At 70.6% G+C, this 15529-nt stretch carries 13 protein-coding genes; 7 read left to right on the top strand and 6 right to left on the bottom strand.

Features of this window, described 5'->3' with window-relative positions:
* The first annotated feature begins 63 nt into the window (after positions 1 to 63).
* Positions 64 to 1359, top strand: a complete 1296-nt coding sequence (locus GWK61_RS13600; protein ID WP_194908712.1) for a M18 family aminopeptidase — start codon at positions 64 to 66, stop codon at positions 1357 to 1359.
* Positions 1360 to 1461: 102 nt separating this feature from the next.
* Here the strand turns inward: GWK61_RS13600 and GWK61_RS13595 are convergent, their stop codons facing one another.
* A complete protein-coding gene (locus tag GWK61_RS13595; RefSeq protein WP_194908711.1) occupies positions 1462 to 2397 on the bottom strand; it encodes a M56 family metallopeptidase in 936 nt (311 codons plus the stop codon).
* Positions 2398 to 2721: 324 nt separating this feature from the next.
* A complete protein-coding gene (locus tag GWK61_RS13590; RefSeq protein ID WP_012784553.1) occupies positions 2722 to 3111 on the bottom strand; it encodes a BlaI/MecI/CopY family transcriptional regulator in 390 nt (129 codons plus the stop codon).
* A gap of 57 nt (positions 3112 to 3168) precedes the next feature.
* On the opposite strand from GWK61_RS13590, the gene GWK61_RS13585 reads away from it, so the two are divergent.
* The 3 genes from GWK61_RS13585 to GWK61_RS13575 all read left to right on the top strand — a co-directional run bounded on the left by GWK61_RS13585 (position 3169) and on the right by GWK61_RS13575 (position 7383).
* On the top strand, positions 3169 to 4647 hold the full coding sequence (locus tag GWK61_RS13585) for a cytochrome ubiquinol oxidase subunit I (RefSeq protein WP_228562270.1): 1479 nt from the start codon (positions 3169 to 3171) through the stop codon (positions 4645 to 4647).
* Positions 4644 to 5660, top strand: a complete 1017-nt coding sequence (locus GWK61_RS13580) for a cytochrome d ubiquinol oxidase subunit II (RefSeq protein WP_194908710.1) — start codon at positions 4644 to 4646, stop codon at positions 5658 to 5660. The genes GWK61_RS13585 and GWK61_RS13580 overlap by 4 nt, the downstream gene beginning before the upstream one ends.
* Positions 5661 to 5814: 154 nt before the next feature.
* Positions 5815 to 7383, top strand: coding sequence for a cellulose binding domain-containing protein (locus GWK61_RS13575; RefSeq protein ID WP_194908709.1), 1569 nt, complete (start codon positions 5815 to 5817; stop codon positions 7381 to 7383).
* Between the two features lie 441 nt (positions 7384 to 7824).
* Here the strand turns inward: GWK61_RS13575 and bldC are convergent, their stop codons facing one another.
* On the bottom strand, positions 7825 to 8028 hold the full coding sequence (bldC, locus tag GWK61_RS13570; RefSeq protein WP_012784549.1) for a developmental transcriptional regulator BldC: 204 nt from the start codon (positions 8026 to 8028) through the stop codon (positions 7825 to 7827).
* 417 nt (positions 8029 to 8445) lie between these two features.
* Positions 8446 to 9393, bottom strand: coding sequence for a DUF8083 family protein (locus GWK61_RS13565; protein WP_194908708.1), 948 nt, complete (start codon positions 9391 to 9393; stop codon positions 8446 to 8448).
* A gap of 243 nt (positions 9394 to 9636) precedes the next feature.
* Here GWK61_RS13565 and GWK61_RS13560 point away from each other — a divergent pair, with 243 nt between their 5' ends.
* Both GWK61_RS13560 and GWK61_RS13555 read left to right on the top strand, forming a co-directional pair.
* Entirely contained in the window at positions 9637 to 10725 is a 1089-nt protein-coding gene (locus tag GWK61_RS13560; protein ID WP_194908707.1) for a Glu/Leu/Phe/Val family dehydrogenase, read from the top strand.
* A 242-nt stretch (positions 10726 to 10967) separates the two neighbouring features.
* Entirely contained in the window at positions 10968 to 11240 is a 273-nt protein-coding gene (locus tag GWK61_RS13555; RefSeq protein WP_194908706.1) for a DUF3073 domain-containing protein, read from the top strand.
* A 207-nt stretch (positions 11241 to 11447) separates the two neighbouring features.
* Here the strand turns inward: GWK61_RS13555 and purM are convergent, their stop codons facing one another.
* Together purM and purF are read right to left on the bottom strand one after the other, a co-directional pair.
* Positions 11448 to 12560, bottom strand: coding sequence for a phosphoribosylformylglycinamidine cyclo-ligase (gene purM, locus GWK61_RS13550; protein ID WP_194908705.1), 1113 nt, complete (start codon positions 12558 to 12560; stop codon positions 11448 to 11450).
* A gap of 41 nt (positions 12561 to 12601) precedes the next feature.
* Positions 12602 to 14119, bottom strand: coding sequence for an amidophosphoribosyltransferase (gene purF / locus GWK61_RS13545; protein WP_194908704.1), 1518 nt, complete (start codon positions 14117 to 14119; stop codon positions 12602 to 12604).
* 163 nt (positions 14120 to 14282) lie between these two features.
* On the opposite strand from purF, the gene GWK61_RS13540 reads away from it, so the two are divergent.
* Positions 14283 to 15529 (top strand): IS4 family transposase (locus tag GWK61_RS13540; protein WP_323747550.1); only part of this gene is annotated, 1247 nt, incomplete at its 3' end.

The following is a 15529-nucleotide window of genomic DNA, read 5'->3' as shown; positions in this document are numbered from 1 at the left end:
CGAAGTCCCGGGTGCCCCTGTCACTCCCAGTGACAGGGGCGCCGGTCTCTTATGCTCTGAAGCATGCCGATATTCGACCGCGCCCACACGGACGACCTGCTCACGTTCCTCGCCGCCTCGCCGACCCCGTACCACGCGGTGGCGAACGCGGCTGCCCGCCTGGAGGCCGCCGGGTTCCGCCAGCTCCGGCAGAGCGCCGGCTGGGAGCGGGCCGGCGGCGGCGGGTTCTACGTGATCCGCGGCGCGGCGCTCATCGCCTGGTACGCGCCGGAGAACACGAAGCCGCACACCGGCTTCCGCGTCGTCGGTGCGCACACCGACTCCCCCAACCTGCGGGTCAAGCCGCTGCCCGACACCGGCTCGGCGGGCTTCCGCCAGGTGGCGGTCGAGCTCTACGGCGGGCCGCTGCTGAACTCCTGGCTGGACCGGGACCTGGGCCTGGCCGGCCGCCTGGTGCTGCGCGGGGGCGAGGCGGCACTGGTGCACGTAGACCGCGCGCTGATGCGCGTGCCGCAGCTGGCGATCCACCTGGACCGCGGCGTGAACGACACCGGGCTGCTGCTGGACAAGCAGCAGCACCTGACCCCGGCGTGGGGCCTGGGGCCGGTGGAGGACGGCGCGCTGATCGAGTTCGCGGCGAAGGAGGCCGGGGTCCCGACCGGGGATGTGCTGGGCTTCGACCTGATGCTGCACGACGTGACGCCGCCGACGTACCTGGGCCGCGACCTGGAGATGATCGCCGGCCCGCGCATGGACAACCTGGTCTCGGTGCACGCCGGGGTGCAGGCGCTGATCGCGGCGGCCGCCGGGGCCGCCGGACCGCTGTCGGCCGTCCCGGTCCTGGCGGCGTTCGACCACGAGGAGACCGGCAGCGAGTCGGACACCGGCGCGGGCGGGCCGCTGCTCGGCAACGTGCTCACCCGGGTGACGCAGGCGCAGCTCGGCGGCGGCGCGGACGACTACGCGCGAGCCCTGGCCGGGACCGTGGTGATGTCCAGCGACATGAGCCACGCGGTGCACCCGAACTACCCGGAGCGCCACGAGCCCGGCCACCGCCCGCGCCTGAACGGCGGCCCGGCGCTGAAGACGAACGTCAACCAGCGGTACGCCACCGACGGGCTCGGGCGCGCGATCTGGACGGACGTGTGCGAACGTGCGGGGATCCCGACGCAGTACTTCGTGGGGAAGAACTCGCTGCCGTGCGGGACGACGATCGGGCCGATCACGGCGGCGAAGCTTGGCGTGACGACGTTCGACGTGGGGATCACGTCGCTGTCGATGCACTCGGCGCGGGAGTTGGGCGGGGCGGACGATCCGTTCCTGCTGGCTTCGGCGGCGGCGGCTTTCTTCGGAGGGTAGGGCGGAGGTAAGGCCGGGGGTAGGGCGACTGTCAGCGGCGCGCAGTACAAATATAGAAGGGGCGAATCATCCCTCTTCATATGAAATGACTCGCACCGCAGGTCAGCGCAGCACATACCAGGTCGGTCCGGCGACGAGCAGGATCGCGGCGAGCCAGGCAGCCGGGCCCATGACGCGTTCGGCGAGGGCGGCACCCCCGGGCGGCTTCACCAGGCGCTGGACGCGGTCGAGCGTCGGAGTGCCGGGGGTGCTGCGAGCCGCGCCGGAACCGTCGTCCGCACGCTGATTCGGGACGGGGCCCGCCGTCCCACCGATGGCGACGAGGGCCCGGGCCAGCGCGGGGCGTCCGGCGGAGCGTGCGGCGTGATCGTCGGCGAGCATCTCGACGAGCGCCGTGACCGAAGCGGTCGCGCGGCGCGCCGGAGGCAGCGGCAGCGCCGACTCCCAGGCGACGAAGGGCTGGACCACCAGCTCGTGACGCCACTTCGCGTGCGCGCGCTCGTGAGCGAGCACCGCTTCGAGCTCATCGGGCGCGAGCGCGGCGATGGTGCCCTCGGTGATGACGATGCGCGGCCGCGTGCCCGGGAGGCAGTAGGCGGCGGGCGCGGCGTGTTCGAGGACGCGGAGCTGGCGATCGGCGTGCTCGGCGGCGAGGTCGACGGCATCGCGCTGGCGACGCAGATCGCGCTCTATCCGGAAGGCTGAGAGCAACGTCACGCCGACCAGCCGGACGGTGAGCACGGCCGCGAGCGCCAAGGCGACTTCCTGGGCCAGGCCCAGCGACGCCGGCACCCGCAGGTGGAACGCATCACGCCACAGCTCGACCAAGCCGGTGCGGAGATGCTTGTCGAGCGGCGCCACGCCGACCGCGAGCGGCGCGCCGATCAGCGACAGGCCACCGGCGATACCGACCGCCTGCCACAACGCGATCGCGGCACGCGCATGACGACGCGGCCATGCGGCGCGTGCCAGGAACACCGGGACCGGCCAGGCCAACAGCACCGCGAGGACTGCCAGGGGCCAGGCATCAGAGAACATGGCGCGCCGCCTACACGACCGCGGCCAGTGAAATGCTCATCGTCACCAGCTTCTCAGACCCGCCGCGCTGCATGCCGGGGCAGTCCGCACGCTGCTCGACAGCCGACTTCTTCTGCTCGCCCGGCGCGAAAAAAGCTCCGCAGTATCGCCGCCGCTTAACCCGCCGCGCTTCATGCCGGGCCAGTCCGCGCCGATCAGCGAGCGCATACCGCGAGCGATCCCGCTGCCGCCAGCCGACTGTCCTGCTCCCTCCGAGCGAAACGAGCACTTTCGCCGGCCGATCTTTCTGCCCGCTCGGCACAAGAACCCGCACCGCCGCGCCGCCTACTCCTCCAGCCCCGCCAAGGCTTCCCGCAGCAGCGCCGCCTCCTCGGCCGACACCGATCCGGCGAAGCGCACCAGCGCCGAGCGGCGGTCGTCGGTCGTCTCCAGGACTGCGAGCATCGAGGCGGCGATCACGTCGTCGCGCGTGCGTGCGGCGCGGTAGCGGTGCGCGCGGCCGACGCGCTCGCGCTCGACGAAGTCCTTGCGGCGGAGGCGGTCCAGCACCGTCAGGACTGTCGTCGCCGCCAGCTCCGCGGTGCCGTCGCGGGCCGCGAGGCGTTCGACGATCTCCTGCGCGGTGCTTCCGTCGGGGGCGTTCCAGAGGACGTCCATCACCGCGCGCTCCAGTTCGCCCAGTCTTGGGGGGCCGCCTGCGCGCTCGTTCGCCATGGGGTTACTCTACAACCGGTAGAACTTCTACGGATCGTAGAACTATGGGAGACGCCCATGCTCGGCAGCACGCTCACCGACGCCCGAGTCGAGACCGGGTTCTCGCTCGCCTTCCACATCGTCTTCGCGGTCTTCGGGGTGGGGCTTCCGTGGCTCCTGCTGTTCACCGAGGGCCGGTGGCTGAAGACCGGCGACCCGACGTGGCTCGCCCTGACGCGCAAGTGGTCCCGGGTGATGGCGGTGCTGTTCGCCATCGGCGCGGTGTCCGGGACCGTCCTGTCCTTCGAGTTCGGGTTGCTGTGGCCGGCGTTCATGGCGCGCTACGGCGGCGTGCTGGGCCTGCCCTTCACGTTGGAGGCCTTCGCCTTCTTCGCCGAGGCGATCTTCGTCGGCCTCTACCTGTACGGCCGGAAGCGCCTGTCGCCGCGGGCGCACTGGCTCACGCTGTGGCCGATCGCGATCTCCGGCACGCTCTCGACGTTGTTCATCGTCACCGCCAACTCCTGGATGAACGTCCCGACCGGCATCAAGGAGGTCGGCGGCAAAGTCGTCTCCGCCGAGCCGCTGGCGCCGCTCACCGGGCCCGGCGCGCTGCCGGAGTCGCTGCACATGTTCCTCGCCGCGCTCATGTGCACCGGCGGGGTGGTCGCCGCGGTGTACGCGGTCGGGATGCTGCGCGGCCGGCGCGACAGCTACCACCGGCGCGGCTTCCGCGTCGGCCTGGTCACGGTGCTGGCCATGGCCCCGCTCCAGCTGGTGATCGGCGACCTGGCCGCGCGGGTGGTGGAGAAGTACCAGCCGGCCAAGCTCGCCGCGATGGAAGCCCTGACCCACACCCAGAGCCACGCGCCCCTGACCCTCGGCGGCATCTACGACCCGAGCACCGGCAAGACCCGGTTCGGCATCGAGATCCCCGACGGCCTGTCCCTGCTCACCGGCTTCCGCACCGACAAGACCATCCGGGGCCTGGACATCCTGCCCGCGAAGCAGCAGCCTGCGACGCCGGTCGTGCACCTGGCCTTCGACACGATGGTGGCCGGCGGCATGGCCATCCTCGGGCTCGCGGCGCTGCTCACGGTGGTCGCGTTCTGGCGGCGCCGCAAGGGTGTCCGCCCCCTGATCCCGATGACGCGCCCCTGGCTGCTGGCCGGTGGGCTCACCGGCCCGGCCGCGATGGCCGCGATGCTGGCCGGCTGGGAGGTCACCGAGGCCGGCCGGCAGCCGTGGATCGTCTACGGCCGGATGACCGTCCGCGAGGCCGCGACGACCAGCGGCGGCATCGGCTGGTCGCTGATCGCCACGATCGTGGTCTACCTGGGGCTGGCCACGGCGCTGCTGCTGATCCTGCGACGGCTGGCGACCGGCGCGCCGCCGGAACTCGGCAGCGGGACCGAGAGCCCCGATCCGCAGGGCCCTGAGTCCGACTCGCAGGACCCTGACGCCGACACTGACCCCGGCCCCGACTCCGACACCCGCCCCGGCACCGGCGCCCAGCAGCCCGCGCGAAGCCCCGAACTGGAAGGAGCCGCCCGATGACCGCCGTCGACCTCCTGCTCGGCGTGATCGTCTGCGCCCTGGCCGCCTACGCGCTGCTGGCCGGCGCCGACTTCGGCGCCGGGGTCTGGGACCTGCTGGCCCGCGGCCGCCACGCCGACCGCGAGCGCCGGCTCATCGCGCACGCGCTCGGCCCGGTGTGGGAGGCCAACCACGTCTGGCTGATCTTCGTGATCGTCGCGACCTTCAGCGGCTTCCCGTCCGCCTTCGGCATCATCGCGCGCGGCCTGGAACTGCCGTTGGCCCTGGCGCTGGCCGGCATCGTGCTGCGCGGGGCGGCGTACGTCTACCGCGCCTACGGCGAAGGCGCCGCCGGACCCGACAGCCTGTGGAGCCGCGTCTTCGCGGTGGCGTCCTCGATCACCCCGTTCATGCTCGGCGTCAGCGGTGCGGCGCTGGCCACCGGCAAGATCACCCCGACCTCCGGGCCACTGACGCCCTTCGAGTCCCCGTTCACGCTGGTGGCCGGCGTCTTCGCGGTCGTCGTCACCGCGTTCCTGGCCGCCGTCTACCTCTGCTACGACGCCGGCACCGACCCGGCGACTGAAGACCTCGTCCCCGCCTTCCGGCGCCGGGCCCTGGCCGCCGCGGCCCTGGCCGGCGCCGTCAGCCTGGCCCTGCTCCCGCTGCTGTATCAGGACGCGCCGACCGTCGCGCACCGCTTCACCGAACGCTCGATCCCGTTCGTGGCCGTCGCAGTGGTCTGCGGTTTCGGTTCGATCGCGGTGATCTGGAAGCGGCACTACGTCCTGGCCCGCGCCACGGCGGCGACCGCCGTGATCGGCGTGCTGCTCGGCTGGGCGGCGGCTCAGTACCCGGATCTGGTCGTCGGCGCGGCGACCGCCCGCGACTCGGCCGCCGGAGCCGCGAACCTGCACGCCCTGCTGATCACGATGGCCTTCGGGATGGTGGTCATCCTGCCCGCGTTCTACATGCTCCTGAAAGTCTTCTCAGGGCCCGAAAGGGAGGCGATCACTACAGAATCCGCAAACTGAGTAAAGGAGACACCAAGAACACCCGTGCGAGTACCAAGACGGAGTCAAGATCCGGACCGGATCGTCCTAACCTCCTTCCGCCCCCGAACGTCCTTGCGGTTGGCTCGCTGTGCCACCACCTACTCGCACAACCGCAAGGAGACTCCGCTCGATCATGGGACTGTCGAAGCGCGCCCGCGTCATAGGGATCTCACTAGCCACCGCTGCCGTCGTCGGCGCCGGATCCGTCGCCGCCTTCTCGGCCGGCGCCGCCGGAAGCAGCAGTGGAAGCGTCACGGCCGCCTTCGCCAAGACCACGGACTGGGGCACCGGCTTCCAGGGCCAGTACACGATCGCCAACGGCACCGGCCAGACCGTGCACGGCTGGACCGTCTCCTTCGACCTGCCGGCCGGGGAGCGCATCAGCTCCCTGTGGAACGGCACGATGACCGCCGCCGGGCAGCACATCACCGTCGCGAACCCGTCCTGGGCCGGCGACATAGCCACCGGGACCAGCGCCACGTTCGGCTTCGTGGTGGACGCCACCTCCGGGACGGTGGCGCCGCTGAACTGCCTGGTCAACGGCGCCGCCTGCGACGGCGGTCCAGGCGGCGGTCCCGGCGGCGGGACATCCGGCGGCGGTCCGAGCTCGGCTCCCAGCAGCGCGCCGAGCACGGCGCCGAGCTCCAGCGCGTCTCCCAGCGGCGCGCCGTCGAGCAAGCCGAGCACCGTCCCGTCGTCGGCCCCGAGCAGCGCACCGTCCACGGCACCCTCCACGGCGCCCTCCTCGGCCCCGTCGGTGCCGGCCCCGCCGCCGTCCGGCGCCTCCTACGGCTTCGCGCCCTACGTCGACACCAGCCAGCGCCAGGACCTCGGCGCGGTCGCGGCGGCGGCCGGCACGAAGTACGTCACCGCGGCCTTCATGCTCGCCGGCGGCAGCGGCTGCACCCCGGCGTGGAACGGCACCGCCGACCCGACCTTCGAGGCGAGCCTCAAGGCCGGCCTGGCGGACCTGCGGGCCAAGGGCGGCGACGCCATCGCCTCCTTCGGCGGCGCCAACGGCACCGAGCTGGCCCGGGCCTGCACCGACGTGCCGAGCCTGAAAGCCGCCTACAAGTCCGTGATCGACACCTACAACCTCACCCACGTCGACTTCGACATCGAGGGCGCGGCCACCACCGATCAGGCCTCGGTCACCCGCCGCGCGCAGGCCCTGGCGCAGCTCCAGTCCGACTACGCCGCGGCCGGCAAGACCCTGGACGTGTCGCTGACCCTGCCGGTCCTGCCCTCGGGCCTGACCCAGGACGGTGTGAACATCGTCACCGCGGCCGCCAAGAACAGCCTGAAGGTCTCGGTCGTCAACGTGATGGCCATGGACTACGGCGACTGGGCCGCCCCGAGCCCGTCCGGGAAGATGGGCCAGTACGCCGACCAGTCCGCGCAGTCCGTGCACGACCAGCTCAAGACCGTCTACCCGAACGCCACCGACGCCCAGCTGTGGGCGATGGTCGGCATCACCCCGATGATCGGCGTCAACGACACCGCCGACGAGGTGTTCCAGGTCTCCGACGCCAAGGTCGTCGAACAGTTCGCCGCGCAGCACCACATCGGCCGGCTGGCCATGTGGTCCCTGACGCGGGACCAGGCGTGTGCGCAGCCGTCGTCGTGGGCCTCGCCCACCTGCTCCTCGGTCCAGCAGAACGCGTATGACTTCTCGCACACCTTCGAGGCCTTCACCGGCTGACCCCCACCCCGGCAGCCCGCCTCGAAGACATCGGGACAGGTGCCGGTTCTGCCCACACAGGACCGGCGCCTGTCCCGCCCCGTTCTCGCCCTCGCAGGCCGCCGCTCGCGGCCTCTCGTATGCGGTCTCGCCTTGTCGCGCGCACGACAACGCCCGCCTCCTGGGACATAGCCATCTGCTTGTCGGGCGTTACGACCTCAAACGTTCTGTCGCGCGCACGACAACGCCCGCCTCCTGGGACATAGCCAGGTGGCGGGCGTTACGTTTTTCCCCCACGTGGGCGCCAACGGGAGTTCGGGGCGGGGGCGCCGCATGTGGGTCGTGACCCGAGGTGGTGGCAGTCGCGGGGGCTACCTAAGCGAAACGCTCCAAGGGGCCCGTCCCTTGGAGCGTCGCCGGTACGTCCCCCGTTGGGTACTGCGACGAGATTCCCTGGGCGGGTCAGCCCTCACGCTGCGGCGGGATGCCGTTCAGCAGAGCGCGGACCTCCTGCTCGCGGTAGCGGCGGTGGCCCCCCAGAGTGCGGATAGAGGTCAGCTTGCCGGCCTTGGCCCAGCGCGTGACCGTCTTGGGGTCGACGCGGAACATCGTGGCGACCTCGGCGGGCGTGAGCAGAGGCTCAGCGTCCGGCGTACGTGCGGTCATATGGACTCCTCCTGACGGAAACGGGCGCCCAGCGCGCCCGATTTCTCGTGGACCCTCCCCGATAGCCTCGCTTGCCCGGTCCCGGGAAGACCGTGCGGCCGTGTCGGTTATAGGACGAACGGCTTGTCGTTCACAGTACAAGTACACCATCCAACCGGGGCCGTGGGCGATATCTATGAAATCGATACACAAAACCCGCACCGGCCGACCGCGGACGTAGGGGCCGATATACGGACAGCTTCACCCCTGTAACGCTGTGTCGATCCAGGACGGCATCAGCTGGTTGCTTCACCCGCCATGCCCGGATTCGACCCCGGGGGACGGGTGGCGAAACCGGTCCGGAACCGACCCGAGGGATGATCTTGCCATCGAGGACGGCCGGCGCGGAAGACCTCTGATCGTTAAAGGCGCCGCACGCTAGTTGGCCCGCGCGAGCACACGCACGGCATCCCACTTAGCGCGATAACGCAGATACGCAGCGGTCACCCCCGTATCGTCACCCTGAGCCAGGGCGGCGAGACCGTCCGCCACGTACCGCACGGAGCAGTCCAGGACGACCCCGTCTACCCGCTCCTCGGCGCCCAACGCGCCCTGGGCCACCAGCAACCCCATCAGGCCCCCGTAGTCGAGTTCGACGACGGACAGGGGGTGGAACTCCTCCAGCCACATTCCCAGCGTCTCCACGGCCTCCACAAGCGGTCCCGCCCCGAGCGATCTCTTGAGCACTCGCAGCGCCCTGGCACAGCGCTTGCGCGCCTGGCTCATAGCGGTCCGGAACTGGAGCGTCACCGCGGCGACCTTCTCATCTCCCTGGCCGCCGCCACCGACGCTGCCACCACCGACCCCACCGCCCCGGGCGCTTGCGTCGCTCCCGTCGCCCGGCACAGCGTCCTCCAGGCCGAACAGGACGAGCCAGCGGATCGGCACCTGCCAGGAGGCGGTCAGGATGTGCGGCAGGGCCTCCGGGTCCTCGGCCCACCACCGCTCGTACTCGCTGTCGGCGCGGTCGAGCACCGGCTGCGGCCAGAACAGCCGGACGCCGCCGTCGCCGTGGACCGCGCGCAGCTCGGTCAGCGCCAGCCAGGACCGCAGCCGCGACTGCCACGGACACAGCAGGGGGTTCTCTCCGTTGTCCAGCACATAGGCGACCCGGGACTCGTTCTCCGGAACGGCGATCGGAGGGACCGCCACGAGGCCGCGCAGCGAGCTGCCCTGCTCCTCGGCGAGGGTCTTGGGCTCGGGGTTCCGCTGGAGCCAGGACTCCCACTCGGCGCGCTCTCCAGCCGGGAATGCGGCCAGCGGCTCATACACCCGCAGGTAGGCCATATAGGGCGCCGGAATCGCGCCGCCGGGGGATGCGCGCACGTAGTGATGCTCTCACCTATGGCGCCGCGGCGCGCCACGCATGTGCCCGAACGTTCGGTGAACCACCGATCCACGCCACTTATCCCCCACGCGCTCGTTCGCCGCCCGCCGCGAATAGGCTTCCTCCATACTGCCTCCATCTTCAGGGGTTCAGAGCCGGGCGATCCCCGTGCGGCCCCGCCCGACGGAGGCCTCTACCACAGCAAGCCTCCCCGACCACCAGTCATCACCAGGAGCAACGCAGTGTCTGACAAGCCTGACAACGACGTCAGCGAGGTATTCGCCAACGACCACGAGCAGGTCGTGTACTGCCGCGACGAGGAGACCGGCCTGAAGGCCATCATCGCGGTCCACAACACCCTGCTCGGTCCCGGCCTCGGCGGTACCCGCTTCTTCCCCTACGCCAGCGAGCAGGACGCGCTGCAGGACGTCCTGCGCCTGTCCCGGGGCATGTCCTACAAGAACGCGCTCGCCGGTCTGGACCTCGGCGGCGGCAAGGCCGTCATCATCGGCGACCCGAACGAGCTCAAGTCCGAGGCGCTGCTGCGCGCCTACGGCCGCTTCGTGCAGTCCCTCAACGGGCGCTACTACACCGCATGCGACGTCGGCACCTATGTGCAGGACATGGACGTCGTCTCCAGGGAGTCGAAGTTCGTCACCGGCCGCTCGGTCGAGTCCGGCGGCGCCGGCGATTCCTCCGTGCTCACCGCGTACGGCGTGTTCCAGGGCATGCGCGCCTCCGCAGAGTACCTGTGGGGCTCGTCCTCGCTGGCCGGCAAGCGGGTCGGCATCTCCGGGGTCGGCAAGGTCGGGCGCTACCTGGTGGGGCACCTGATCGAGGACGGCGCGTCGATCGTGGCGACCGACCCCTACGAGGGCGCGATCCAGTGGCTGCGCGACAACTATGCGCAGGTTGAGATCGTCTCCACCACCGAGGAGCTCATCGCGGCGGACATAGACGTCTACGCCCCGTGCGCCCTCGGCGGGGCCCTGGACGACGCCAGCGTCGCCACGCTGACCGCGAAGATCGTCTGCGGCGCCGCGAACAACCAGCTCGCGCACCCGGGTGTGGAGAAGCAACTGGAGGCCCGCGGCATCCTGTACGCGCCCGATTATCTGGTGAACTCCGGCGGTGTGATCCAAGTCGCAGACGAGATCAACGGCTTCGATTTCGAGCGGGCCAAGCGCCGTGCGTCGGGCATTTTCGACACCACGATGCGGATCTACGCCCTGGCGTCGGAGGAGGGTGTGCCCCCTTCGGTGGCCGCGGACCGGCTCGCCGAGCGGCGCATGCGCGACGTGGGTCGCTTGCGCGGCGTATACCTGCCGTAGGCCTCCCGATGGGACGCCTCGTCAGATACCCCCGGTGGCGCGTGGCATCGATGCGGGTATAAGCGCTATCGTGGGGTCGTGCCTGTGACACCCGAGTAACGCGGTCGGCTATGCCTGTTCGTGCCGATCAGCCGTATGGCTCGTACCGATCGGTTGGGGAAACAGGTACCGTGAATTCTCACGACTGACCGTATGACCGGAGCAGGGGCAGACCAGCCCCGATCGTTGAGGGGGTCGAGCCAATGGGGCGCGGCCGGGCCAAGGCCAAGCAGACGCGGGTCGCCCGAGACCTGAAGTATCGCGACGTGGGGACCGATCTGACGCAGCTCCAGCGTGAGCTGCAGCGGGACGGGGTACACACGTCCAACGGGCATACCGCCGAGGCACCGTCGCAGCAGGACGACGACGCGGACGACGACGAGTTGTACGCGAAGTACGCCGATGATGACGGCGATGACGACTACGACAGCGCGGATGACGGCGGTTCGCACCGCAGTCACCACCGCCGCAGTTGAGGCTGGACCGGGCCGCCGAGCGCCGGTTGAGTAGGCCCGTCCCACTGGGACGGGCCTTCGTCACGCCCGAAACGGATTCGCGCGCGTGACGCGTGCGGATCTCGCGGGACGCAGGTAGCGCCCCAGCGGTCCGACCGCCGAGGCGCCTTTTTGGGTTTCCCGAAAACCTGGAAGTACTACTTCCTACGCCGCCTACTACGCGACCTACTACGCGGCGTAGTCGCCGTGCAGGGACGCAGCGCCGTCGCCGCCCTTCGCGCCGCCGACGGTCGTCGCGCCCTCGGAGGCCACCACCTCGCCGCACACCCAGCTCGGCAGCCCGCGCCCGGCCAGCAGCGCCAGCGCCGGGTCGACCGCGGCCGGCGGCAGCACCGCGACCATCCCGACGCCCATGTTCAGCGTCTTCTCCAGCTCCAGCGTCGCCACCCCGCCGAGCCGCCCGACCGTGCCGAACACCGCCGGCGGGGTCCAGGTGCCGCGGTCCAGCCGGGCCTCCAGGCCCGCCGGGATGATCCGGGCGATGTTCGCCGCCACGCCGCCGCCGGTGATGTGCGAGAACGCGTGCACCTCGGCCGCGGCGATCAGCGCCAGGCAGTCCAGCGAGTAGATCCGGGTCGGCTCCAGCAGCTCCTCGCCGAGCGTGCGGCCGAACTCCGGCACCTCGCGGTCCAGCTCCCAGCCCGCGACCTCGAAGAACACGTGCCGCAGCAGCGAGTACCCGTTGGAGTGCGCGCCGGAGGAGGCCATCGCGACCAGCACGTCGCCCTCGCGGACCCGCTCGGCGCCGAGCACCTTGTCCGCCTCGACGACCCCGGTGCCGGCCCCGGCCACGTCGTACTCACCGGGCTCGAGCAGGCCCGGGTGCTCCGCGGTCTCGCCGCCGACCAGCGCGCAGCCGGCCAGCACGCAGCCCTCGGCGATGCCCTTGACGATCCCGGCGACCACCTCGGGCACGACCTTGCCGGTGGCGATGTAGTCGGTCATGAACAGCGGCTCGGCACCGCAGACCACCAGGTCGTCCACGACCATGCCGACCAGGTCGCGGCCGATGGAGTCGTGCTTGTCCATCCGTTGCGCGATCGCCACCTTGGTGCCCACGCCGTCGGTGGAGGTGGCCAGCAGCGGCCGGTCGTACGCCTTCAGCGCGGAGGCATCGAACAGGCCCGCGAAGCCGCCGATGCCGCCGAGGACCTCCGGCCGGCGGGTCTTGGCGACCCACTCCTTCATCAGCTCGACCGCGCGGTCGCCGGCCTCGATGTCGACGCCGGCCGCGGCGTAGGTGGCTCCGGACGCGCCGGTGGTTCCGTCGGCTCCAGACATGGGTGAAATTCCTTTGGTGTCGGCGTCAGCCGCGCGCCGGGTTACGGCCGCGACAGGGCGTCGGTGCGGGCCAGCGGGTCGACCGCGATCTCCAGGAGGTGCTTGCCCAGCAACTCCTCCTCGGGCAGCTCGATCGGGTACACGCCGTCGAAGCAGGCCCGGCACAGCCGGTCGGCGCTCTGGTGCGTGGCCTCGGTCATGCCGTCGAGGGTGATGTAGGCCAGCGAGTCGGCGCCTATCGCCTTGGCGATCTCGTCGGTGCTCAGCCCGTTGGCGATCAGCTCGGCGCGGGTGGCGAAGTCGATGCCGTAGAAGCACGGCCACTTCACCGGCGGGGAGGAGATCCGCAGGTGGACCTCGGTGGCGCCGGCCTCGCGCAGCATCTTGAGCACCGCGCGCTGGGTGTTGCCGCGCACGATCGAGTCGTCCACCACCACCAGGCGCTTGCCCTCGATGACCTCGCGCAGCGCGTTGAGCTTGAGCCGCACGCCGAGCTGGCGCAGGGTCTGGCTGGGCTGGATGAAGGTGCGGCCGACGTAGGCGTTCTTCACGAAGCCCTGGCCGAAGGGGATGCCGGACTCCTCGGCGAAGCCGATCGCGGCCGGGGTGCCGGACTCCGGCGTGGCGATCACCAGATCGGCCTCGACCGGCGCCTCGCGGGCCAGGGTGCGGCCCATCTCGACGCGCGCGGCGTGCACGTTGCGGCCGGCGATCGTGGCGTCCGGGCGGGCCAGGTAGACGTACTCGAAGACGCAGCCCTTGGGCCGGGGCTCGGCGAAGTGCCGGGAGCGCAGGCCGTTCTCGTCGACCGCGATCAGCTCGCCGGGCTCGATCTCCCGGATGAAGCTCGCGCCGACGGTGTCCAGCGCGGCCTGCTCGGAGGCCACCACCCAGCCGCGGTCCAGGCGGCCGAGCATCAGCGGCCGCACACCCTGCGGGTCGCGCGCGGCGTACAGCGTGGTCTCGTCCATGAACACCAGGGAGAAGGCCCCGCGCAGCTGCGGCAGCACCTCCACGGCCGCGTCCTCCAGGGAGCGGTCCGAGTAGGACGCCATCAGCTCGGTCATGAGCCCGGTGTCCGAGGTCATGGCGTGCTTGTCGGTGACGCCGGTCCTGGTCCGGCGCTCGGCCGCGAGGCGGGCCAGCTCTCCGGTGTTGGTCAGGTTGCCGTTGTGGCCCAGCGCCACGGCGCCGTGCGTGGTGGCGCGGAAGGTCGGCTGTGCGTTCTCCCACACCGAGGAGCCGGTGGTGGAGTAGCGCGCGTGGCCGATGGCCAGGTACCCCTGCAGGGACTGCAGAGTGGCCTCGTCGAAGACCTGGGAGACCAGGCCCATGTCCTTGTAGACCAGGATCTGCTTGCCGTTGGACACGGCGATGCCGGCGGATTCCTGGCCGCGGTGCTGCAGTGCGTACAGGCCGAAGTACGCGAGCTTCGCGACCTCTTCGCCGGGGGCCCAGACACCGAAGACTCCGCAGGCGTCCTGCGGGCCGGTGTCCTGGGGGTCGAGTTCGTGGGTGAGTCTGCCATCGCCGGGGCGGAAGCCGGAAGGGTGGATCACACGTCGAGTCTAAGCCACGGACTGTGATGATCCTCCCGACCGATAAAGCCACTCCCATTTAGGCAGATGTGATGATCAGCACGCCTGTGAGCCTCACCTCATCAGGCCTCACCCCAATGCCGTTGGTTGTGGTGGGCATGTATGTGTTCTGGGTGGTGTTGGTGTGTGTGTGAGTGGTTTGAGGCATCCGTGGACCGGGTTGACGTCGTTGGTGAATCTGGGTGTGTTGACGCGGTGGTTTCCGCCGGAGTTGGTGGCTGCCGCGGTGGAGGGGCGGGTGCGGCGCAGTAGGCGGCCGTTGTCGCCGTTGACGCCGGAGTTCATGGTGTATTTCACGCTGGGGTTGGCGTTGTGGTCGCAGGATTCGTATGAGGATGTGTTGGGCAATCTGACCGATGCGGTGCCGGAGTTGGCCGGGGCCACGGTGGACAAGTCGTCGCTGACCGGGGCTCGTGTGAGGCTGGGTGCGGCGGCGATGGCCGAGGTGTTTCACCTGGTGGCCGCTGATCCGGTGGCGTTGGCCGACACGCCCGGGGCACGCTGGCGGGGTCGGCTTGTTTTGGCGGTGGACGGGTTCGTGGTGGACCTGCCCGAGTCGGTAGACAACCGCCAGGTGTTCGGCGGGCCGGTCGGCGGGGTGCGTTCGACCCGGGACACGGCCTACCCGCAGGCCAAGGTGGTGACGCTGGCCGAGGCCGGCAGCCACGGGCTGCGGGCGGCGGCGATCGGGGCCTACGCCACCCCGGAGCGGGAACTGGCCGAGCAGCTGATCGACAGTGTGGATGAGCATTCGATCGTGTTGTTCGACGCCGGTTTCCCCTCGGTGAGGCTGTTCCAGCTTCTGCAGGCCACCGGCGCGGCCGTGGTGATGCGCGCCGACCGGCGGATCGGGAACAGGGACCTGACACCCCTGCCCGACGGCACCGCGCTGGCGGTGGTCAAAACCAAAGGCCGGCACAAGTCCAACCGGCCCGAACACCAGGTCACGGTACGGGTCATCGACTACCGCGTCGACGGCATCGACGGCGCCCCGATCCGGCTGCTGACCAACCTGCTGAACCCCGACCAGGCCCCAGCCGCCGAACTCGCGGCACTATACGCCCAACGCTGGCAAACCGAGCAGGCCTTCCGGGAGATCAAAACCATCCAGGCCGGACACGGCTACATCCTGCGCTCAGGCACCCCGGCGCTGGTCTACGCAGAGATCTACGCCCACCTGGCCCTGCACGTCGCCCTGAACCGGCTCGCCGTCGACCTCGCCGACCACAACCGCACCGACCCCGACCGGATCAGCTTCATCAAAGTCCTCAAACACGCCCGCCGCACCGCCATCGCCCAAATCACCGGCATCGCCAAAAACCTCGCCACCGACCTGCGCCGCTGGCTCAACCCCGCCCGCCAACCCCGCAC

It is taken from the genome of Catenulispora rubra, assembly GCF_015356825.1.
In the GTDB taxonomy this organism is placed as follows: domain Bacteria; phylum Actinomycetota; class Actinomycetes; order Streptomycetales; family Catenulisporaceae; genus Catenulispora; species Catenulispora rubra.
The sequence above is the reverse complement of the archived record's forward strand: the minus strand, read 5'-3'. Positions and strand labels throughout refer to the sequence as shown.